General features: G+C 45.1%; 15 protein-coding genes and 1 pseudogene. All 16 read left to right on the forward strand.

From position 1 onward, the window contains the following. Positions 1 to 44 precede the first annotated feature (44 nt). Positions 45 to 2,207 carry an alpha-galactosidase gene (locus J1C77_RS05100; protein WP_002921498.1) on the forward strand — a complete coding sequence of 721 codons (2,163 nt, stop codon included), beginning with the start codon at positions 45 to 47 and terminating at the stop codon, positions 2,205 to 2,207. Positions 2,208 to 2,219: 12 nt separating this feature from the next. Continuing rightward, positions 2,220 to 2,890 (forward strand): annotated as a pseudogene (locus tag J1C77_RS05105) (extracellular solute-binding protein). A 13-nt stretch (positions 2,891 to 2,903) separates the two neighbouring features. Then, positions 2,904 to 3,770: a carbohydrate ABC transporter permease gene (locus J1C77_RS05110; RefSeq protein ID WP_002921496.1), complete on the forward strand. Its 867-nt coding sequence runs from the start codon at positions 2,904 to 2,906 to the stop codon at positions 3,768 to 3,770. Positions 3,771 to 3,783: 13 nt separating this feature from the next. Beyond that, positions 3,784 to 4,617 carry a carbohydrate ABC transporter permease gene (locus tag J1C77_RS05115; protein WP_002904353.1) on the forward strand — a complete coding sequence of 278 codons (834 nt, stop codon included), beginning with the start codon at positions 3,784 to 3,786 and terminating at the stop codon, positions 4,615 to 4,617. A gap of 197 nt (positions 4,618 to 4,814) precedes the next feature. Beyond that, complete coding sequence (gene gtfA, locus J1C77_RS05120) at positions 4,815 to 6,260, forward strand: sucrose phosphorylase (RefSeq protein ID WP_002921495.1); 1,446 nt, start codon at positions 4,815 to 4,817, stop codon at positions 6,258 to 6,260. Between the two features lie 21 nt (positions 6,261 to 6,281). Beyond that, positions 6,282 to 7,418, forward strand: a complete 1,137-nt coding sequence (locus tag J1C77_RS05125; protein WP_002912291.1) for an ABC transporter ATP-binding protein — start codon at positions 6,282 to 6,284, stop codon at positions 7,416 to 7,418. A 176-nt stretch (positions 7,419 to 7,594) separates the two neighbouring features. After that, positions 7,595 to 8,773 carry a galactokinase gene (locus tag J1C77_RS05130; protein WP_002921494.1) on the forward strand — a complete coding sequence of 393 codons (1,179 nt, stop codon included), beginning with the start codon at positions 7,595 to 7,597 and terminating at the stop codon, positions 8,771 to 8,773. Positions 8,774 to 8,992: 219 nt separating this feature from the next. Continuing rightward, positions 8,993 to 10,474, forward strand: coding sequence for a UDP-glucose--hexose-1-phosphate uridylyltransferase (galT, locus tag J1C77_RS05135; RefSeq protein ID WP_002921493.1), 1,482 nt, complete (start codon positions 8,993 to 8,995; stop codon positions 10,472 to 10,474). Between the two features lie 45 nt (positions 10,475 to 10,519). Beyond that, positions 10,520 to 11,521, forward strand: a complete 1,002-nt coding sequence (galE, locus tag J1C77_RS05140; RefSeq protein ID WP_042762906.1) for a UDP-glucose 4-epimerase GalE — start codon at positions 10,520 to 10,522, stop codon at positions 11,519 to 11,521. A 350-nt stretch (positions 11,522 to 11,871) separates the two neighbouring features. Beyond that, complete coding sequence (locus tag J1C77_RS05145; protein ID WP_002921490.1) at positions 11,872 to 12,462, forward strand: CDP-archaeol synthase; 591 nt, start codon at positions 11,872 to 11,874, stop codon at positions 12,460 to 12,462. Positions 12,463 to 12,476: 14 nt separating this feature from the next. Beyond that, entirely contained in the window at positions 12,477 to 14,972 is a 2,496-nt protein-coding gene (locus J1C77_RS05150) for a PEP/pyruvate-binding domain-containing protein (RefSeq protein WP_042762905.1), read from the forward strand. Further along, complete coding sequence (locus J1C77_RS05155) at positions 14,959 to 15,591, forward strand: CDP-alcohol phosphatidyltransferase family protein (protein ID WP_002921487.1); 633 nt, start codon at positions 14,959 to 14,961, stop codon at positions 15,589 to 15,591. Before J1C77_RS05150 ends, J1C77_RS05155 begins: the two co-directional genes overlap by 14 nt. Continuing rightward, positions 15,584 to 16,456: a phosphatidylserine decarboxylase gene (locus tag J1C77_RS05160; RefSeq protein WP_002921486.1), complete on the forward strand. Its 873-nt coding sequence runs from the start codon at positions 15,584 to 15,586 to the stop codon at positions 16,454 to 16,456. The genes J1C77_RS05155 and J1C77_RS05160 overlap by 8 nt, the downstream gene beginning before the upstream one ends. Further along, positions 16,441 to 17,340: a UbiA family prenyltransferase gene (locus J1C77_RS05165; RefSeq protein WP_002921484.1), complete on the forward strand. Its 900-nt coding sequence runs from the start codon at positions 16,441 to 16,443 to the stop codon at positions 17,338 to 17,340. The genes J1C77_RS05160 and J1C77_RS05165 overlap by 16 nt, the downstream gene beginning before the upstream one ends. Continuing rightward, a complete protein-coding gene (locus J1C77_RS05170; protein ID WP_002921483.1) occupies positions 17,340 to 19,823 on the forward strand; it encodes a phosphoenolpyruvate synthase in 2,484 nt (827 codons plus the stop codon). The genes J1C77_RS05165 and J1C77_RS05170 overlap by 1 nt, the downstream gene beginning before the upstream one ends. Continuing rightward, entirely contained in the window at positions 19,810 to 20,883 is a 1,074-nt protein-coding gene (locus J1C77_RS05175) for a hypothetical protein (protein WP_268681875.1), read from the forward strand. The genes J1C77_RS05170 and J1C77_RS05175 overlap by 14 nt, the downstream gene beginning before the upstream one ends. Positions 20,884 to 20,927 lie beyond the last annotated feature (44 nt).

The raw sequence follows: 20,927 nt of genomic DNA on the forward strand, positions 1-20,927 counted from the left end.
GCGATTTCATAAGGTAAAATATTAGTAAATATGGAGGTTCAGAAATGGCTATCAAAATAGACAAACATCTATTCTATATCAATACAAAAAATTCCAGTCTTATCATTGAGGAAAGGGATGGCTACCTTTTGCTTAAACACTTAGGCAGAAAAATCGAATCCTATCATTTTTCCAATACAGTATTTGAGCGAGATCATGCTTTTTCTGGTAATCCGAGATCGAATGAGCGAAGTTTTAGCTTAGATACCCAGCGGCAGGTTTTGGGTCAGCATGGTTTAGGAGACTTTCGGCAACCTTCTCTGCAAGTCCAACATGCTAATAATGAAGTAACAGATTTTAGGTTTATTGAGAGTCAGCTGATTAAGGGTGGTTTGGAAGTTCCAGGACTGCCTAGCCCTCACAGTACAGAAGATGCAGAAACACTGGCCTTTATTTTAGAGGATGCAGTAGCTCACTTACGCCTCACTCTCTATTACACAGCTTTTGAAGATAGTAATACTATTGCAACCTTTACTAAGCTGGAAAATATAGGTAGAGAGACAGCAGTCATACATAAGAACTTGAGCTTAATGGCAGATTTGCCAGCAGGGACTTATGATGTGATTAGTTTACAGGGAGCTTATGCTAGGGAGAAAACAGTTCGTCGTCACAAGCTAGAACAGGGAATTTTCAAAATAGCTTCCAACCGAGGAGCTTCTGGTCACGCGCAGACTCCGAGCCTTATCCTTTGTGATAGTGAAACGACGGAAGAGGCTGGTCAAGTTTGGGCAATTCAGCTCCTTTATAGCGGAAACTTTGAAGCTTGGATTCAGCAAAATCAGTTGAATGAAGTTCGGCTAGGTATCGGTATCAATGAAGATAACTTTGCTTGGAAACTGGAAGCGGGGCAGATTTTCTATAGTCCTGTTGCTCTGTTGAATTATTCGGCTCAGGGTTTGACTGGTCTTAGTCATGAGAGCCAAGCTTTTGTTCAAGAGCATATCATTCCTAAAGCTTTTGCGAAGCGAGAGCGGCCAATTTTAATCAATAACTGGGAAGCAACCTACTTTGATTTCAAAAAAGAGAAGTTGCTAGAGTTAGCAGATGAGGCGCAGAAAGTTGGTATTGAGCTCTTTGTTCTCGATGATGGCTGGTTTGGCAACCGTTTTGATGACAATCGGGCTCTGGGCGACTGGTTTGTCAATGAAGATAAGCTAGGCGGCAGTTTGACGGAGCTCATATCAGAAGTTCATAGCAGAGGATTGCAATTTGGTTTATGGGTTGAGCCAGAAATGATTTCCGTAGACAGTCAGCTTTATCGGGCACATCCAGACTGGGCTATTCAAGCGCCTGATCGAGATCATACCTACTCTCGCAATCAACTCGTATTGGATTATGCTAATCCAGATGTGGTAGCCTATATCAAAGAAACACTGGATCAGCTGTTGAGTCAGCACGATATTGACTACATAAAATGGGATATGAATCGTAATATTACCAATCTTGGGAATGGCACTAACTATCTGGCGACCAAAATGCAGTCGCATAAGTATATCTTGGGGCTTTATGAAATTGTAAAATATTTGACAGAGAAATATGAGAATATTTTATTTGAGTCCTGCTCAGGTGGTGGTGGACGAAATGATCTTGGTATGATGAGGTATTTCCCTCAAGTCTGGGCTAGTGACAATACCGATGCCATAGCTCGTTTGCCAATCCAATATGGGTCTTCTTATCTTTATCCGACTATTTCAATGGGTTCCCATGTGTCGGCAGTGCCTAATCATCAGATGGGTCGGATTACTCCACTAGCAACCCGTGGTCATGTAGCTATGATGGGAAATCTGGGGTATGAGCTTGATTTGACTAGTCTATCAGATGAAGAGAAAGCTGTGATTGCTGACCAGGTGAAGTTGTATAAAGAATTACGGCCAGTGGTCCAGTTAGGGCGTCAGTATAGACTAATCAATCCAGATGTTGCCTCCAATGAAGCAGCGGTTCAATTTAACTATGAAGATCAAACGATTGTAACCTATGTCCGAGTCTTATCAGTTGTGGAAACGATGGAAACAACCTTGAAACTAAAAGACTTAGAGGAAGAAGGACTTTATGAGCTGCAGGGAAATGGCGCAGTTTACTCAGGTGCAGAACTCATGTATGCTGGTATCACTATGAATCTTCCGCAAGGAGATTATCTTAGCAGACAGTTGCATTTTATTAAAAAATAAGGAGGCTAGACCATGAAATGGTATAAAAAGATGAGCTTAGCTGCTATTACAGGACTGTCCCTTTTGGGGCTGTCAGCTTGCAGCAGCCAAGGGGAATCGACAGATGGTAAGGTAACGATTGAGTATTTCAATCAGAAGGGTGAAATGGTTGATACCCTTCGTGAGATTGCAAAAGACTTTGAAAAAGAAAATCCGAATGTGCATGTGAAAGTGGTGAATGTCCCTAACGCTGGGGAAGTACTCAAAACGCGCGTTCTGGCTGGAGATGTTCCTGATGTTGTCAATATCTATCCCCAATCTATTGAATTGCAAGAATGGGCTAAAGCTGGGTACTTTGAAGATTTATCTAATAAAGATTATCTCAAGCGAGTTAAGAATCATTACGCAGATAAATATGCGATAGATGGAAAGATTTACAATATTCCTTATACTGCTAATGCTTATGGTATCTATTACAACAAAGATAAATTTAAGGTGTCAAGGAAGCTGGGTCAGATGCACCGCTAGCCGGTCTTGCTGAACTAGCATTTACAGACCGACACCTCGTTTGGCTAGCTCAAGACTGGACCAGTGAAAGTGATTTTTATACCTTGACCGGGAACTATATTACAACTGGAAACAAAGAGGATATGGCGAAAGCACTAAATGCCTTCTTCAATCCGATGAAAGCAGACGTAGAGTAGGAGTAGATCAACTATGAAAAAATTGATTGAGAAATATTGGGGCTGGCTCTTTGTCCTAGTTCCCCTTGTACTACAGGCTGTATTTTTCTATGTGCCCATGTTTCAAGGTGCCTTCTACAGCCTGACAAACTGGACTGGTTTGACCTATAATTATAAGTTTGTCGGACTCAATAACTTTATGCTCCTCATGAGCGATCCTAAGTTTATGAACGCGATAGGATTTACATTGATCATTACTATCTGTATGGTAGTTGGTGAGATTATGCTGGGAATCTGGATAGCGCGAGCTCTCAACTCGAAGATAAAGGGGAAAACTTTCTTCCGAGCTTGGTTTTTCTTCCCCGCTGTCCTATCTGGATTGACTGTGGCTCTTATCTTTAAGCAACTTTTTAACTACGGATTGCCAGCTATAGGGAATACCTTAGGAATTGAATTTCTTAAAATCAGCCTTCTAGGAACGAATGGCGGCGCAATCTTTGCAGCAATCTTCGTCTTGCTTTGGCAAGGGGTAGCCATGCCTATTATCATCTTCTTAGCTGGTCTTCAGTCTATCCCGACTGAGATTACAGAAGCAGCTCGAATTGATGGAGCTAGCAGCAAACAAATTTTTTGGAAGGTGGAACTTCCTTATCTCCTACCAAGTATTTCCATGGTCTTTATCTTGGCTCTAAAAGGTGGTTTGACAGCATTTGACCAAGTCTTTGCCATGACAGGCGGCGGTCCGAATAATGCGACCACCTCTCTAGGACTTCTGGTATACAACTATGCTTTTAAGAGCAATCAATTTGGTTATGCCAATGCCATTGCTGTTATCTTGTTTCTCTTGATTGCGGTTATTTCTATTATCCAGTTGAGAGTATCTAAGAAATTTGAAATCTAAGAGGAGAAGCCCGATGAAAAATGCAGAAAGAAAAGCTAATTTTAGTAAATATATCTTGCTAACACTGGGATCTATTATCATTTTAATTCCACTCTTAGCAACGATATTCAGTTCCTTTAAGTCTACCAAAGACATCGTAAATAATTTTTTCGGATTTCCGACTCAACCGACTTTAGAAAATTTCCAACGCCTTTTGGCTGATGGTATCGGAGGCTACTATTGGAATTCAATTGTAATCACGGTTCTATCTTTGGTTGTTGTCATGATTTTTATTCCCATGGCTGCTTACTCTATCGCTCGTAATATGTCTAAGAAAAAAGCTTTTGGTATTATGTATACGCTCTTGATTTTAGGGATTTTCGTTCCTTTTCAAGTTATCATGATTCCTATTACAGTTATGATGAGTAAGCTAGGACTAGCCAACACTTGGGGATTAATTATTCTCTATCTGGCTTACGCTGTTCCACAGACTCTCTTTCTCTATGTAGGCTACATTAAGATTTCCATTCCAGACAGTCTGGATGAGGCAGCAGAAATTGACGGTGCTGGAAAGTTTACAACTTATTTCAAGATTATCTTTCCTATGATGAAACCCATGCATGCGACAACCATGATTATCAATGCCCTCTGGTTCTGGAATGACTTCATGCTTCCTCTCTTGGTACTCAATAAAGACTCCAAGATGTGGACTCTGCCACTCTTCCAATATAACTACACAGGTCAATACTTTAATGATTATGGACCGAGCTTTGCTTCTTATGTTGTTGGGATTATCACCATTACTATCGTCTATCTCATCTTCCAGCGCAACATTATTGCTGGAATGAGCAATGGGGCAGTGAAGTAAGCTCAAGATACAAAGACCGTAAAAAGCTCACAGTGCATACAAAGGCAACCACATCCGTAAACTATTGAATTTGTAACGCCTGTGGAAAAATAGGGAATTGGAAAAAGAAGCTTCAGCTTTTTCATACAGAGCTTAGGGCGTTTTCCATTCAGCGCACGGGAAAGAGTATATAAGACAAGATTTTAGAGTAGAAGACTATGGCTATTCAAAATAAGACCATGCTGATTACTTACTCAGACAGCCTGGGGGAGAATTTAAAAGATTTATATGACAATTTAGAAAAGCATTTTGGCGATGCTGTTGGAGGAGTGCATTTGCTCCCTTTCTTCCCATCAACTGGTGACCGGGGATTCGCTCCAGTAGACTATGAAGAGGTTGATTCAGCCTTTGGTGACTGGGAGGATGTAGAAAAGCTGGGCGAGAAATATTATCTCATGTTTGACTTTATGATCAACCATATCTCACGCCAGTCCAAGTATTATAAGGATTTTCAGGAAAAGAAGGATCAGAGTGAGTATCGTGACCTCTTTCTCAGCTGGGATAAGTTTTGGCCAGAAAATCGTCCAACGCAAGCTGATGTTGACTTGATTTATAAGCGTAAGGATCGGGCGCCTAAGCAGGAAATCGTCTTTGCAGATGGAAGCACCGAGTATCTGTGGAACACCTTTGGTGAAGAGCAGATTGATCTAGATGTTCGCAGTCAGGTGACTAATGATTTCATCAAGAAAACATTGCGTCAACTGTCAGAGCATGGCTGTGATCTGATTCGTTTAGATGCATTTGCCTATGCAGTCAAAAAGTTAGATACCAATGATTTCTTTGTTGAGCCAGAAATCTGGGATCTCTTAGAAAAAGTCCAGCAGCAAGCGGCTGAGTTTGGGACGGATATTTTACCAGAAATTCATGAGCATTATTCTATCCAGTTCAAGATTGCAGAGCATGGCTACTTTGTCTATGATTTTGCGCTACCGATGGTAACTCTTTATTCTCTATACAGTGGTAAAGCAGAGCGTCTAGTTGAGTGGCTTGAAATGAGTCCTATGAAGCAATTCACAACACTGGACACCCACGATGGTATTGGGGTTGTTGATGTTAAGGATATTTTGACTGATGAAGAAATTGATTTTGCAACCAATGAACTATATAAGGTTGGGGCTAATGTCAAGCGTAAGTATTCCTCAGCTGAGTACAATAATCTGGACATTTACCAGATTAACTCGACTTACTACTCAGCCTTGGGCGATGACGACAAGAAGTACTTCATTAGCCGTCTGATTCAGGCTTTTGCTCCAGGGATTCCACAGGTCTATTATGTTGGTTTCTTAGCTGGGAAAAATGACCTTGAGCTGCTAGAAAACACTAAGGAAGGCCGCAATATCAACCGTCATTATTACAGTAATGAGGAGATTGCTGAAGAAGTCAAGCGTCCAGTTGTGCAAGCCTTGCTCAAGCTTTTCAGTTACCGCAACCAGTCTGCTGCCTTTGACCTAGATGGCATTATTGAAGTGAATCTATTGGATGAAAATAGCCTCCGGATTGTCCGTAGCAATGCAGATAAGTCAGTCACTGCTCAAGTAGTTATCAACCTCAAAGAATTGACATATAGCGCGAGTGAAAATGGCCAAGCTATCACTTTTGAATAGAGATAAGAAAAGAGAAGAATAATGGTAGAATTAAATCTGAAAAACATCTATAAAAAATATCCCAACAGCGACCACTACTCAGTGGAAGACTTCAATTTAGATATCAAGGACAAGGAATTTATCGTCTTTGTCGGTCCGTCCGGTTGCGGAAAATCAACTACGCTGCGTATGATTGCGGGTTTGGAGGACATCACAGAAGGAACTGCCTCTATTGACGGTACGGTGGTCAATGATGTAGCGCCCAAAGACCGCGACATCGCCATGGTCTTCCAGAACTATGCCCTTTATCCTCACATGACTGTCTACGACAACATGGCTTTTGGTCTCAAGCTGCGCAAGTACAGCAAGGAAGATATTGAAAAACGGGTCAATGAAGCAGCAGAAATCCTAGGCTTGAAGGAATTCTTGCAACGCAAACCAGCTGATTTGTCTGGCGGTCAGCGTCAGCGGGTAGCAATGGGACGCGCTATTGTTCGGGATGCAAAGGTTTTCCTTATGGATGAGCCTCTGTCTAACTTGGATGCGAAGCTGCGTGTTTCTATGCGGGCGGAGATTGCTAAGATTCACCGCCGTATCGGGGCAACAACTATTTACGTTACCCACGACCAGACTGAAGCTATGACCTTGGCGGATCGGATCGTTATCATGTCAGCGACCAAGAATCCTGCTGGAACTGGTACGATTGGTCGAGTGGAGCAGATTGGTACGCCGCAGGAAGTCTATAAACATCCGGCAAATAAGTTTGTGGCCGGCTTCATTGGCAGCCCAGCTATGAACTTCTTTGAAGTGACACTGGAAGATGGCCGTCTTGTCGGACCAAACAGAGACTTCAGTCTCCAAGTCCCAGAGGGCAATCTTAAGAGGTTGCGGGAGAAGGGCTATGAAGGCAATAAGTTGATTTTTGGTATTCGTCCTGAAGATATCAACATGGAACCAGCCTTTCTGGAAACCTTCCCTGAGTCGGTTCTAACTGCGAAGATTTCTGTTTCTGAGTTGCTTGGAGCGGAGTCTCACCTCTACTGTACGGTTGGTGGCAGTGAGTTTGTTGCCAAAGTTGATGCACGTGATCATATGAATACCGGAAGCAGTATTAAACTTGGCTTCGACCTAAACAAGGCGCATTACTTTGATGCTGAGACGGAAGACAATATTTTCTAATCTATTGCTCCTTATAAAATAATCCAGACAGATTACTGTTTGGATTTTTACAAAAAATCTATCTATAAAATTAGTAAAATTTTACTAAATTTATTGAAGTTTTACTCGGAAACAGTTATAATAAAACCAAGAAAACGATTACAATATCGATTATTCATTTTAAAGGAGTTTAGCTTATGTCAAACCTAATTTCAGCGGAGCAAGTCCGCGCAGATTTTGCCAAGGTTTTTGGAGTAGAAGCGGACCACACTTTCTTTTCACCCGGTCGGATCAATCTGATTGGTGAGCATACGGACTATAACGGCGGCCATGTTTTTCCTGCTGCGATTTCTCTAGGAACTTATGGAGCGGCTCGCAAGCGGGACGATCAGCTCTTGAGATTCTTCTCAGGGAATTTTGAAGAAAAAGGGATTATTGAAGTGTCGCTGGAAAACCTGCACTTTGAGCCTGAGCATAACTGGACCAACTATCCGAAAGGAGTTCTGCATTTTCTGCAGGAGGCAGGCCATACAATTGACCGAGGTATGGATGTCTATGTTTATGGAAATATTCCAAATGGTTCTGGCTTATCATCTTCTGCATCGCTAGAGCTTTTGACGGGTGTCATTGCTGAGAAACTCTTTGCTTTGCAGTTGGAACGTTTGGACCTAGTGAAAATCGGTAAATTAACTGAAAATGAGTTTATCGGGGTTAATTCTGGCATTATGGACCAGTTTGCTATCGGAATGGGCGCTGACCAGCGGGCTATTTACTTAGATACAAATACTCTTGAGTATGATTTGGTACCGCTTGATCTTAAGGATAATGTCGTAGTGATTATGAATACCAACAAGCGTCGTGAGTTAGCTGACTCTAAATACAATGAGCGTCGGGTGGAGTGCGAAAAAGCTGTTGAAGAGCTCAATCGCAAGCTGTCTATCGCTACCTTGGGTGAGTTGGACGAGTGGGCCTTTGATGAGTATAGCTATCTGATAGAGGACGAAAATCGTCTCAAACGGGCTCGCCATGCTGTTTTAGAAAATCAACGCACTTTGCAAGCGCGGGCAGCTTTGCAGGCAGGCGATCTTGACAAATTTGGTCGTCTCATGAATGCTTCCCACGTTTCATTGGAGCATGACTATGAGGTGACTGGTCTAGAGCTGGACACCTTGGTTCACACAGCCTGGGAGCAAGAAGGTGTTCTGGGGGCTCGTATGACCGGAGCTGGCTTCGGTGGCTGCGCCATTGCTTTAGTTGCTAAGGATGCGGTGGAATCTTTCAAAGAAAATGTCGGCCGCAAGTATCAAGAAGTCGTTGGCTATGCCCCTAGTTTTTATATCGCAGAAGTAGCTGGTGGAAGCCGAGTGCTGGACTAAATCAGAGAAAAGGAACTTGGGTCTGGGACAAAAGTCCTAGCCTCTCAATTGTCTTTGGATTGTCGAGCAAGACGCAGTGGTTGAGTGGGCTCTATTACGCTGATTTCATCAGCTTTTACAGCCCTAATCAACTGTGCGGAGGTGGGACGACGAAATCGAATTCTAACGAATTACCGATTTCTGTCCCACTCTCTTTACTAGCAAGAGAAAGGAAGAACTATGTCCAAGAAGTTACTGGATGCTTTCGTATCAGCAGTGATTGACAATAGCGCTTTTGAGGAAATGGACACCATCTATCTGAGAAATCGTGTCATGGCTCTGGTTGGAGAGACAGTGGCGGAGGAGGAGACTGAGGCTGAGAATCTAATTGACCTTAAGGATTACTTGGTAGCTGTGGCTGTAAAGAATGGGAAGATTGGCGATACTCTGGCTGAGCAGGATATACTGGGAGCTGAGCTCATGAACTTAATCACACCTGCCCCTAGCCAGCTCAATCGGGACTTCTGGACGACTTATGCCTCCAATCCTGAGCAAGCTGTAGCTGATTTTTACCAGCTTAGTCAAAAGAATGACTATATCAAGGTCAAGGCCATTGCTAAAAACATTGCTTTCAAAGCACCGACTGAATATGGAGATTTGGAAATCACCATCAATCTCTCTAAGCCAGAAAAGGATCCCAAGGAAATTGCGGCAGCTAAAAAGGCAAAGACCAGCCATTATCCAGCCTGCCAGCTTTGCATGGAAAATGAAGGTTACCAAGGGCGCTTGGACCACCCAGCTCGCGCCAATCATCGGATTATTCGCTTTGACTTGGCTGGACAGGAGTGGGGCTTCCAGTATTCGCCCTATGCCTACTTTAATGAGCATTGCATCTTTCTGCACAGCCAGCACCTTCCTATGTCCATCAGCCGGCTGACCTTTGAGCGCCTGCTGAACATCGTTGAGACCTTTCCAGGCTATTTCGCAGGTTCTAACGCCGACCTGCCTATTGTCGGCGGCTCTATCCTGACTCACGACCACTATCAGGGCGGACGTCACACCTTCCCTATGGAAATAGCAGAGCTGGATTGCAGCTTTACCTTTAGCGGATTTGATGAGGTAGAGGCAGGTTTTGTCAAGTGGCCTATGTCCGTCATTCGTCTGAGGTCTGAGAAGAAGGAACAGTTGATTGAGTTGGCTGACAAGATCTTGAAAATTTGGCGGACTTATTCTGACCCAAGTGTGCAGGTGTTGGCAGAGTCTGAGGGTGAGCTGCATCATACCATCACACCGATTGCCCGCAGAAAAGATGGATCTTTTGAGCTAGACTTGGTCTTGCGGGACAATCAAACGTCGCCTGAACACCCAGACGGCATTTACCATCCTCATAGGGATGTGCAGCATATTAAGAAAGAAAATATCGGTCTGATTGAGGTGATGGGACTAGCTATTCTGCCGCCTCGACTCAAGGAAGAACTCAAGCAGGTGGAACTTTTCTTGCTGGGAGAAGACTGTCAGGTCGCTGCCTATCATCAGGAGTGGGCCAATCAACTCAAAAACCAGCATCCGAATGTTTCCGCTGAGACGGTGGAAGGAGTAGTTCAGGCATCGGTTGGACAAATTTTCGGTCGAGTACTGGAAGACGCGGGAGTTTACAAGCGAACAGAGGAAGGGCAAGAGGCTTTCATGCGCTTCGTCCAATCCGTCGGCATCCAGCCCTAGGAAATGTGTTATAATGAATCTAGCGTAACAGGGAAAGGAAGTTTTATGGCAATTTTAGTATTAGGTGGTGCTGGCTATATCGGCTCGCACATGGTAGACCGTCTGGTAGCAGCAGGAAAGGAAGAAGTAGTCGTCATTGATAATTTGGTGACTGGCCATCGGGCAGCCATCCATCCGAAAGCAGTCTTTTATGAGGGGGATTTGGCGGATAAGGACTTTATGCGTGGCGTTTTTGCCAAACATCCATCTATCGATGCAGTCATTCACTTTGCTGCCTTTTCACTGGTCGCAGAGTCCATGTTAGATCCGCTCAAGTATTTTGACAATAACACAGCCGGTATGGTTTCACTTTTGGAGGTCATGCAGGAATGCGGCGTTAAGAACATTGTCTTTTCTTCGACTGCGGCGACTTATGGCATTCCTGAGGAAGTTCCGATTCTGGAAACAACTCCGCAAAAGCCGATTAATCCTTATGGTGAGAGCAAGCTTATGATCGAGACCATTATTCGCTGGGCAGACCAGGCCTACGGCATCAAGTTTGTAGCCCTGCGTTATTTCAATGTAGCCGGTGCCAAGCCCGACGGCTCAATCGGCGAGGACCACGGACCTGAAACCCATCTCCTGCCCATTGTGCTTCAGGTGGCTCAGGGCAAACGTGAGAAGATTGCCGTTTTTGGTGATGATTACGATACTCCGGACGGGACCAATGTCCGCGATTATGTCCATCCTTTCGACTTGGCTGACGCCCATATTTTGGCTGTCGAGCACCTGCGAGCCGGACATCCTTCAGATGCCTTTAACCTTGGTTCTTCGACTGGTTTTTCCAACCTGCAGATTGTAGAAGCGGCCCGAAAGGTGACCGGACATCCTATTCCTTTGGAAATAGCAGAGCGGCGCCCAGGCGATCCGGATACGCTGATTGCTTCCTCTGAGAAAGCAAGAAATGTTCTGGGTTGGCAGCCGAAATTTGACAATATCGAAACCATTATCGAAACTGCTTGGAAATGGCATTCCAGTCATCCAAACGGCTATGATGACAGAGAATAAACTGACAAACCAGCTGGAAAGGCTGGTTTTTTACTTTGAATCATAAAGAGCACTTCTTTACAATTTTTTAAAAGCCTTTTATAATAAAAGGAAGATTGATTGACATATTATCTACAATCTTGTTTAGTTGTTACTAATTATTAGTATTTCTTAAAAAATCAGGCAGTTACAGATGCGACGGGAAGCAATATTTTAGAATAACGAATTTTTGTACAACAATCAGATGTGACAGTTGTTGACAATTTGTTGTGTAAGGGCTTTAGAGACTTATGATATAATGAAGTCATAAAAGTTTGAGAAGTCTCTTAATCTTTTCAAACTGATTTTCATAAAAAGAATAGGAAATAAGTATGCGTTCGATTCTTGCTTTATATATCACCCTGATGCCGGTCATTCTGGCTGGGATTCTGAATATGATCTTTTGCAAGTCTTCACTGCTAGAGGCGGCTTATCGACCAATGGATGCTGGGCTGATTTTAAAGGATGGAAAGAGGCTTTTTGGGGCTAATAAGACCTGGAAAGGTTTCCTAGGGATGATTGTATGGGGAGCTTTGGCGCAGATTCTCTGGGGCTTGCTCTTGAAGAGTATTCCTAGCCTAGAGATGCTGCACTTGGTTTATGCCTTCTACGAAAATACCGTGCTGTTTAATCTGGTGCTTGGGGCTCTTTTGGGGCTGGCTTATGTTTTGTTTGAGCTGCCCAATAGCTTTATCAAGCGCCGGTTGGAAATAAGAGAGGGCAAGACGGCGGAGAATGGCTGGAAATGGACCTTTATCTGGATAGACCAGATTGATTCCTTGATTGGCTGTATTATTTTCTTGCTTTTCTATATCCCTCTGTCTTGGCAGCAGATGCTAGGCATACTTATTCTAGGGGCGGGCACGCATCTAGGAGTCAATCGCCTGCTCTACTGGGCTAAGCTTAGAAAAAATCGTATGTGAGATGGGAGTTTTTGATGAAAGAACTATGGCTGGAAAAAGAGCCTTCGGCCGTCTATGGCGGGAAAATCAATCAGTTAATCAACCTCCGTCAGCTGGGGCTTTCGGTTCCTAAGGGTTTGATTTTACCTGCGGACCAAGTAATGGCTTGGCTAAGAGCGGCTCTGCCAGAATATTCAAAACAGGGACTTAAAGAGTTAATTCATTTGGGCAAGGAGGGAATTGCTGAGCGTTTGCAGCATTATCCCTTGGAGCCATCTTGGCTACAGCAGTTAGCAGCATTTTGTCAGGAAAATCAAGCTTATATCGTTCGAAGCAGTGCTCTTTTAGAAGACGGACAGGCCATGTCATTTGCCGGTCAATATGACTCGATTGGCGACTGCCGGACACTGTCAGAAATTGAGCAGGGCATTCGTTCTTGTCTGCTTTCTCTTTTCAACCCAGAGGCGCTAGCCTATTGGCAACGACAAGGCTTGGCCGAGCAGGATTTTGCTATGGCTGTGCTGATTCAGGAGCAGATAGAGCCTGACTTCAGCGGTGTCTGCTTTTCCCTAGACGTGGCGACCAATCAGGATCAGTCTATGCTCCTTGAGTACGTAAAAGGCTCGGCTGAGAGCTTGGTTAGCGGTCAAGTTAATCCTGTGCAGCTGACTCTTCCTTGGTACAAGCCAGACTGGCTTCAGTTTGAAAAAGTTGAAATGCCTCTTGCAGTCTTGCAGAAGCTGCACGAGCAAGTTTTGCAGATTGTGGCGTATTTTGGTCGGCCGATGGATATTGAGTGGTGTGCTGTCCAAGAGCAAGTCTATCTGCTGCAGGCTCGGCCCATCACGACAGTACCAACTAAAATCGACAGTGGTCGCTGGACGACGGCGAATTTTCGGGATGGAGGGGTGGCGGCTCAGCCCTGTCCCAACCTGATGTGGAGCCTTTACCGCCATTCTTGGCAAGAGGCCCTTTCTAGCTTTTTGCTGGCAATTGGCCTAGAGCCTGAAGGTGTGATGCCTCCACTGATGCGTCTCCATTATGCTCGGCCTTTCTGGAACTTAGGCGTAGTCAAGCAAGGTATGGAGCAGATTCCAGGCTATATTGAGCGAGACTTTGATGATGAGCTGGGAGTTAATAAAGACTACCAAGGTCAAGGTTTCACCAGCAAATTAAGTCCATCCTTGCTCTTGAATTTCCTGCGGGTAGCCTTGAAAACGCAAAAAGTAACTAAGACATTTCTGCATCAGGCGCCAGACAAGCTGCAAGAGTTGCGCCAGCAATTTACCCGCCTGAATCAAGAAATCCAAGAACTGAACGACCAAAGCCTGCTGCATCAGGTCGAGAGTCTTTGGCAGTTAGTGCTAAATCAGGCTTATTTAGACAGTGAGGGAACTTATTTCTGGCAGGCCTACATCAATACGGTCCAGCTGTCTATGAAAAAGACCAGTCTGCTCAAATGGCTGACGGTCGATGAATTTTTCCAACTGATAGCTAAGTTGGGAAATGTTTCGCATACTAAGCCTTTAGCTAGAATGCTGGAAGCTGCGGATCTTGTTTTGGCAGAGGAGAAACTGACAGACGATTGGTTGAAGCTATCGGTGAAGGAATTGCAGGAACTGGCTGCACAATATCCTGAGCGAGCAGATTTCATCAAGATTCAGGATTTCCAAAAGGATTTTGGCTATCACTCGGCTCGGGAGCTGGACTTGCGAGTAGCTAGTTACGAAGAAGATGCTCATCAGGTTATGATAGCAGTCCAGCAATTGGTTGTTGATTCAGCTTACTACCAGGCGGCCAAAGCTTCGCTCAGTCCTGTCTCAGAGTCTGAGCTGGATCTGGCTCATCTATCTCGAGCCAAGCAGAAAAAGATAGAAAAAATCAGTCAAGACCTTCGGAACTTGCTCTGGTGGCGAGAGGAGTTCAAGGATATTTCCACACGTTATTACCACCTCATTCGTCAGATTAGCCTCAAACTCGGCCGAGCCTATGAAAAGCGAGGCTTTCTGAAAAGTGAACAAGATATTTTTTACATTAAGAAAGAAAGTCTGATTTCCTTTATGGAAGGGCAAAAGACTGCTGACAAGCTCCAAGAAGAAGCGGCTGATAATCAGCATTATTGCCAGGCCTATCGAAATTTTGAGCCAGTAGGTGATTTGACCGACAAAGATATGAGCCTAGAAGAGGTGGTCCATGAGAGTCAGGTCCTGCTGACAGGAATGCCAGCCAGCAGTGGTCAGGTGACAGGTCGGGTTCGAGTCCTCTTGGATTTGGCGGATATTGAGACGATTGAACCGGGAGAAATTCTTGTCACTCGCTATACAGATACGGGTTGGAGCTATGTTTTCGGTATTCTGGGCGGTCTTGTGACAGAGTACGGCGGGGTTCTCTGCCATGCCTCCATCGTCGCTCGGGAATGCGGAATTCCAGCTTTGGTCTGCGCCAAGAATGCAACGCAACTGCTAGAAACTGGCATGCTAGTAACTTTAGATGGAAGAAGAGGAGAAATAAGAATTCATGAAGAAAAATGAACCTTTGTTTATCGGTGAATACGACAAATCTGTTATCCTAACCTATATGGGCGCCACTTTTGCACTGTTGGCAGTCTATGCCATCATTCAGTCCCAGCTACGACTAGCCATGATGGCTTTTATCGTTAGCGGTATCTGTGACCTCTTTGATGGTGTGGTGGCGCGGCGGATGAAGCGGACTGAAAGCCAGAAGCGCTTCGGCATTGAGATTGATTCGCTCTGCGACATGATTAGCTTTGCGGCTCTTCCGGCGGTGCTCCTCATGACCCAGCTGCCCTTGGGAGCGGCCAATATCATCTTGGCTGTCCTCTATGTCTTGGCTGCAGTTACGCGCTTGGCTCATTTTAACCGTTTGGCCAAGCATGATGAAGGATCGGGCGCTTATTTTATCGGCTTGCCCGTGACTTACAGCGCCCTCTTTTTACCTCTGACCTATCTGGTATGTCAATGGCTAGCGCCTGGTTTCTTTGCTTGGGCGTGGCTGGGCTTGTCTCTTTTGCTGACCTTTCTATTTGTCTACAACTGCCGTATTCCCAAGCCCAATAAGCTGGCCTATCTGGTCTTTGCGATTCTGGCTGTTGCAAGTCTGATTGGTCTGGGGGGTCTCCCGCATGGTTAAGGTCTATCAGAGAAGGACTGGACAGGTAGTGGAACCGACAGAATACAAGGCGGGTCTGTTAGACAAGCTTTATGGTACTGCTTGGGGTCGCTTCCTATTGCCTATCTTGACCCGACCTAGCCTGTCTTATCTTCTGACTTTGAAAGACTACACTCCTTTTTCTCGCAAGAAAATAGCAGCTTTTGTGGAAAATTATCAGCTGAATCTGGCTGACTATGAGGATGGCCCTTATTCTAGCTTTGCCGCTTTTTTTCAGCGGAAAATCAAGCCTGATTTGCGTCCAATCTGTCCTGACAGTCAAGTACTGGCAGTGGCAGATGCCAAACTAGAGGCTTTTACCATCAGTCAGGACTTGCAGCTGCTGATTAAGGGGCAAACATACAGGCTACCTGACTTACTGCTGGATGATGACTTAGCTCAGCTGTTCACTGGCGGAACAGCGCTGGTCTATCGTTTAGGAGTGGAAGACCTGCACCGCTATTTGGCGGCTGAATCCGGCAGAATTACCCAAAGTCGAAAAATTAAGGGCCGCTTGCATACGGTCAGGCAGGTAGCCCAAAAGCGGCGCTTTATTTACAAGGAAAATAAAAGAGAATACTGTCTTTTAGATACCGACCTAGGACCTGTCCTGCAGATGGAAGTAGGGGCTCTCTTGGTCGGAAGAATATACAATCACAGTCAGGACCATTTGGTCAGAGGACAGGAGAAGGGCTGCTTTGGTCTGGGTGGCTCAACCATTCTTGTCCTCTATCCAGCAGGCACGATTCGCTTGGATCAGGATATCCTGACTTACTCAGACCTCGGAATAGAAACCCAGATTCAAATGGGTGAAAAGATTGGAGAAAAGCTATGTTTAAACGATTAGCCGTTTATTACAAGGAAATGTTTCCTTTGCTGCCGCGCTTTTTTGTGGCTGCCATTATGTTTTTTGAGATTTATTTTGTCCTCTTGCTCAATGACGGAGTGACTACCTTTCACTTTGACCATCAGGAGTTGATTGGGATTTTTACTATTTTTGTCTTTCTGATGATTCTGCGGATCGCAGATGATTTCAAAGACTACGAGACCGACAGACGGCTCTTTCCTCATCGGGCTCTGCCATCTGGTCGGGTTAAAAAGAAGGACTTGGCTATTGCCCTCAGCTTTATCGTAGCGGTGTCTGTATTTCTCAATATCCTCTTTATGAACAATATCGGCTGGTTCCTTTTTCTCTATATCTACGGAACCCTCATGTCCTTCTGGTTCTTCAAGCGTGACAAGATTCAAAATTCTCTACCACTGGCTCTAGTGACCCATAATCCAGTCATGATGATTTTGAATCTCTATACTATCTCCTTCGTCTGCTATAAGTATAATCTGCCTCTCTTGTCTTTGCCGACCGTTTTGCTGGCCTTTACCATGTATTTCCCAAGTCTGATCTGGGAAGTCTGCCGCAAGATTCGGGCGCCAAAAGACGAGACAGAGTATGTGACTTATTCTATGCTTTTTGGCTACAAAAAAGCCACTCGGTTTATCGAGGTGGTGACTCTGCTGGATATCTTGACCAATTTCGCCCTTCTCTGGAATATTTCCCATGTCGGAGTGGTAGTCTTGGTGCTGAATGTCATTTGGATGACTGTCCAGTTTGAGCAGTTTATCAAGGATCCGACTTGCTTTAATATACGGGAGCGGGTGGAACGTTATACTTATATCACGGAGACGACCATGGTTCTGTCCGTTGCTGTTTATCTCTTGATGGGGGTACTTTGATGAAAAGAATCAAGCAGACAGGGCTTGACCAGGTCGGAGGCAAGGTCTATCATTTGCTGAAAATGCAGGCTGCTGGTTTGCCGGTTCCTGACTTTGCAGTGTTTGCTTTTGACTTTTTTCAAAAATCTGCCAGCTCTGCTGACTTGGAGCGGATGGAAGCAGCCTATCGGTCTGGAGAGCTGGACTTGTCCCAACTCAGTCAGCAGCTCCAGGACTGGGCCAGAGAGCAGTTTGGTCAAGAAAATCTGACGGCAGCAGAAAACTGGATTCATCAGGAGTTTTCTCAGAAAGACTGTCGCTTCGCAGTCCGCTCATCTGCTACCATTGAGGATGGGAAGGCTTCATCCTTTGCCGGTCAGTTTGAGAGCCAGCTCAATGTGAAGCTAGAGGGGCTTAAAGAAGCCATCCAAGCGACCTTGCTCTCTCTTTATCAGGAGTCGGCTCTTAGTTATCTATTTGAGCAGGGATTATCCTTGAAGCAGGCACAGATGATTTGCCTTGTTCAGATCATGCAGGAGGGAGACTTGTCTGGGATTTACTTCACAGCTAATCCCAAGGGCATTCTGAACGAGCACATCATTGTCATCGGTCGGGGCTTGGGCAATAAGGTTGTTGAGGATAAGATTCCTACGACAATGGTGACCCTCCATCCCAAGGACCAGCTCTTTTATACAGAGCAGACGGAGGACTCGCCAGACTTATCGCAGAAACTACTTGAGGACTTACAGGCCATGGCTGGTCAAGTAAGTCAGCTTTTCGGACCTTACATGGATATGGAGTTCACCTTCGCAAATGGTCAGCTCTATCTCTTGCAGGCACGACCTATTACCACCTTGCCAGAGGGACAGCGGATTATTCTGGATAACAGCAACATTGTCGAGAGCTATCCGGGCGTTTCCAGTCCTCTGACTATTAGCTTTATTCAAGAGGCTTATGCCAGCATTTTCCGCAGTCTGGCCCAGCGATTGGTTGGCAAGAATGCCCCTGAATTGGCAGCTTATGAATCCACATTTCAAAATATGCTACAACCGGTCAACAGTCGGGTTTATTACCAGATTCAGAGCTGGTATCAGCTCTTGCAGCTTTTGCCTTTTTCGAAGAAAATCATTCCTATCTGGCAGGATATGCTGGGTGTTCGAGAGACAGAGGTACCTCAGATGCCGGTGCACCTGTCTGCTTCCAAACGCCTGCAAATCATGCTTCGCATTATTCGAGAGTTTTGGACGGCACCCAAGCAAATGCAGCAATTGGAAGAACAGTTTGCCCAGATTCAGCGCGAATACGAAGCGAGCTTTTCTCCCGACGCAGATGCAGAGACCTTGATTGCCTTGGTCAGCAAGCTAAAAGAGGATATTCTGGCTCACTGGGACATTACGCTGGTCAATGACCTCTATGCTTTTGTCTATACTGGACTCCTGAAGAAGTCGCGTCGTGGCGGAGCTGTTCAGGCTGAGATTGCAGGAATTGAGCAGATTGAAAGTATGCAGCCAGCCTTGGCTCTGCAGGCTTTAACAGCTCAGCTGAAAGCAGAAGAAAATGCAGAGATTAGACAGGCCATGGCAAGTGAAAGTCCAGCAGTCTTTCTAAGTCGCCAGCACCCTTTGGTCAAAGAAATAGTCCATTTTATCCATGAATTTGGCGACCGGGCTCCGGAAGAGTTGAAGTTAGAAACACCAACCTTCCGAACGCACCCAGAGCGTCTGCTCAAGCTCCTGCTGCATATGTGCCAGCAAGAGGAGAAGAAGTTGGCTCCTCAGAAACTTGAAGAAGAGGAGCAAAAATCAGGCTGGTGGGTGAATTTTCTTCGCAAGCGAGCCATGACTGGTGTTAAATATCGGGAAAACTCTCGCTTAAACCGAACACGAATCTATGGCATGATGCGGCAGATTTTCAGAACATTGGGCCAGCAATTAGCTGAGCAAGGGCTGCTGGCTACGCCTGACGAAGTTTTTTACCTGACAAAGGAAGAATTGTTTGAGCTGACCAGAAAGCCCAGAGATGTTAGCGACTTAATAGCCGAGCGTCGAGAGAAGTTGGAGGCTGATAAAGAACTGCCAACATTTAGTCGATATGTTTTTGCTGGACAGGTCTTTGAGAAATACCTGAAACTGCAAAACCGTACCAGCAGTCATAATACGGCTAATCACGCCTTACAAGGGATTGGCTGCTCGCCTGGTTTCGTTAAGGCTCAGGTTTTGGTCGTAGAAGATGTGCAGGAGATTGAGTCTGCTCAGGACCGAATTATCGTGACCAAGATGACCGATCCGGGCTGGGTTTATCTTCTGACCCAAGCCAAGGGTGTCATTGCCGAGCAGGGGTCTTTGCTCTCGCACACGGCCATTATTTCCCGCGAGTTGGGTATTCCTTCCATTGTCAATATCAGAGGAGCCTGCAGTCAATTGCAAAATGGCGACTGGATTGAGATGGATGGCCTTACTGGCAAGATTCGACTGATCAAGGAGGAAGACCATGCTGCAAATTAAACCAGTCAAACCCAATACGACAGAGCTGGATGATTTTCTAGCTCTGCCCAAGCGGATTTACCAGCCAGACCACCTCATGCAGTCTGAAGAGGAAGAACTGGCTTTGATTGAGGGCAGTCACCCGTTGAGTTCTGACATAGTAACCTATGCCTTTATCGGCTATGAGGAGAGTCAGCCTTGTATTCGCGGACTTCTGACCTTTTATTCAGAAGATGAGGCTGCTTACTTAGGATTTTTCGAGTCGATCAATGATCAACAGATTGCATCTGCTTTTATCGAGCATTTAGCAGGTTTTGCTCGCAGTCTCGGAGCTAGCAGGATTATCGGTCCGGTACAGGCAAGTTTTTGGCTGGGTTATCGAATGCAGCTGACTGGAACAGAGGAGCTTCCTTTTACAGGGGAGCCTCATAATCTAGCCTATTATCCTCAGCTGTGGCGGGCTGCAGGTTTTGAGCTCAAGGAGCGCTATCTATCAAATTTTTATCCCAAGGTTAGCAATCAAACTCATCAGGACAAGCTAGCTCATCGCTTTAAGTCTTTTGAAGAAGCGGGTTTTACCATTTGCTCTCCAAAGAAGCAGGAGTGGGAAGAAGCTTCGCTGCTGGTTTTTGAGCTCCTCAATCGGCTCTATCAAGATTTTCCGATTTATCGGTCAATTTCTAGTCAGCAGTTCAGTCTGATTTTTCAGAAATACCAGCATATTCTTGATTTTTCTATGGTTAAGTTGGCCTATAAGGAGGACAAGCTAGCTGGTTTTCTGATTGCCATGCCGGACTATGGCTCTTTGGTTTATCAAAAGCTGACTCCTCTTAACCTAGCCAAGCTTTTTTGGACCAAGCGTTTTCCCAAACGTTATACGATTATGTATCTAGGAGTAGATGAGCAATTCTTGGGGTTGGGCTCTGCCTTGGTCTATCCGATTTTTAAAGAAGCACAGAAGCGACAAGCCTCAGCTATTGGAGCTTTGATTCATCAAAAAACCGTCACGCGCCACTATGCAGCAGAATTGCAAGGGGACAAGCATGAGTACGGCCTCTTTGAGTTGAATTTAAGCTCTTGATTAACAAATTAAAACATAGATTAAAAAGCAAATTTTCTAACCGA

The sequence above is a fragment of the Streptococcus sanguinis genome, assembly GCF_050223295.1.
Taxonomy (GTDB): Bacteria; Bacillota; Bacilli; order Lactobacillales; family Streptococcaceae; genus Streptococcus; species Streptococcus sanguinis_X.

Coding starts and splice junctions, on each gene's coding strand:
- J1C77_RS05160 (WP_002921486.1), top strand. CDS start 15,584: ATGGTTAAGGTCTATCAGAGAAGGACTGGACAGGTAGTGGAACCGACA.
- galE (WP_042762906.1), top strand. CDS start 10,520: ATGGCAATTTTAGTATTAGGTGGTGCTGGCTATATCGGCTCGCACATG.
- J1C77_RS05155 (WP_002921487.1), top strand. CDS start 14,959: ATGAAGAAAAATGAACCTTTGTTTATCGGTGAATACGACAAATCTGTT.
- J1C77_RS05115 (WP_002904353.1), top strand. CDS start 3,784: ATGAAAAATGCAGAAAGAAAAGCTAATTTTAGTAAATATATCTTGCTA.
- galT (WP_002921493.1), top strand. CDS start 8,993: ATGTCCAAGAAGTTACTGGATGCTTTCGTATCAGCAGTGATTGACAAT.
- J1C77_RS05125 (WP_002912291.1), top strand. CDS start 6,282: ATGGTAGAATTAAATCTGAAAAACATCTATAAAAAATATCCCAACAGC.
- gtfA (WP_002921495.1), top strand. CDS start 4,815: ATGGCTATTCAAAATAAGACCATGCTGATTACTTACTCAGACAGCCTG.
- J1C77_RS05130 (WP_002921494.1), top strand. CDS start 7,595: ATGTCAAACCTAATTTCAGCGGAGCAAGTCCGCGCAGATTTTGCCAAG.
- J1C77_RS05170 (WP_002921483.1), top strand. CDS start 17,340: ATGAAAAGAATCAAGCAGACAGGGCTTGACCAGGTCGGAGGCAAGGTC.
- J1C77_RS05145 (WP_002921490.1), top strand. CDS start 11,872: ATGCGTTCGATTCTTGCTTTATATATCACCCTGATGCCGGTCATTCTG.
- J1C77_RS05165 (WP_002921484.1), top strand. CDS start 16,441: ATGTTTAAACGATTAGCCGTTTATTACAAGGAAATGTTTCCTTTGCTG.
- J1C77_RS05100 (WP_002921498.1), top strand. CDS start 45: ATGGCTATCAAAATAGACAAACATCTATTCTATATCAATACAAAAAAT.
- J1C77_RS05150 (WP_042762905.1), top strand. CDS start 12,477: ATGAAAGAACTATGGCTGGAAAAAGAGCCTTCGGCCGTCTATGGCGGG.
- J1C77_RS05110 (WP_002921496.1), top strand. CDS start 2,904: ATGAAAAAATTGATTGAGAAATATTGGGGCTGGCTCTTTGTCCTAGTT.
- J1C77_RS05175 (WP_268681875.1), top strand. CDS start 19,810: ATGCTGCAAATTAAACCAGTCAAACCCAATACGACAGAGCTGGATGAT.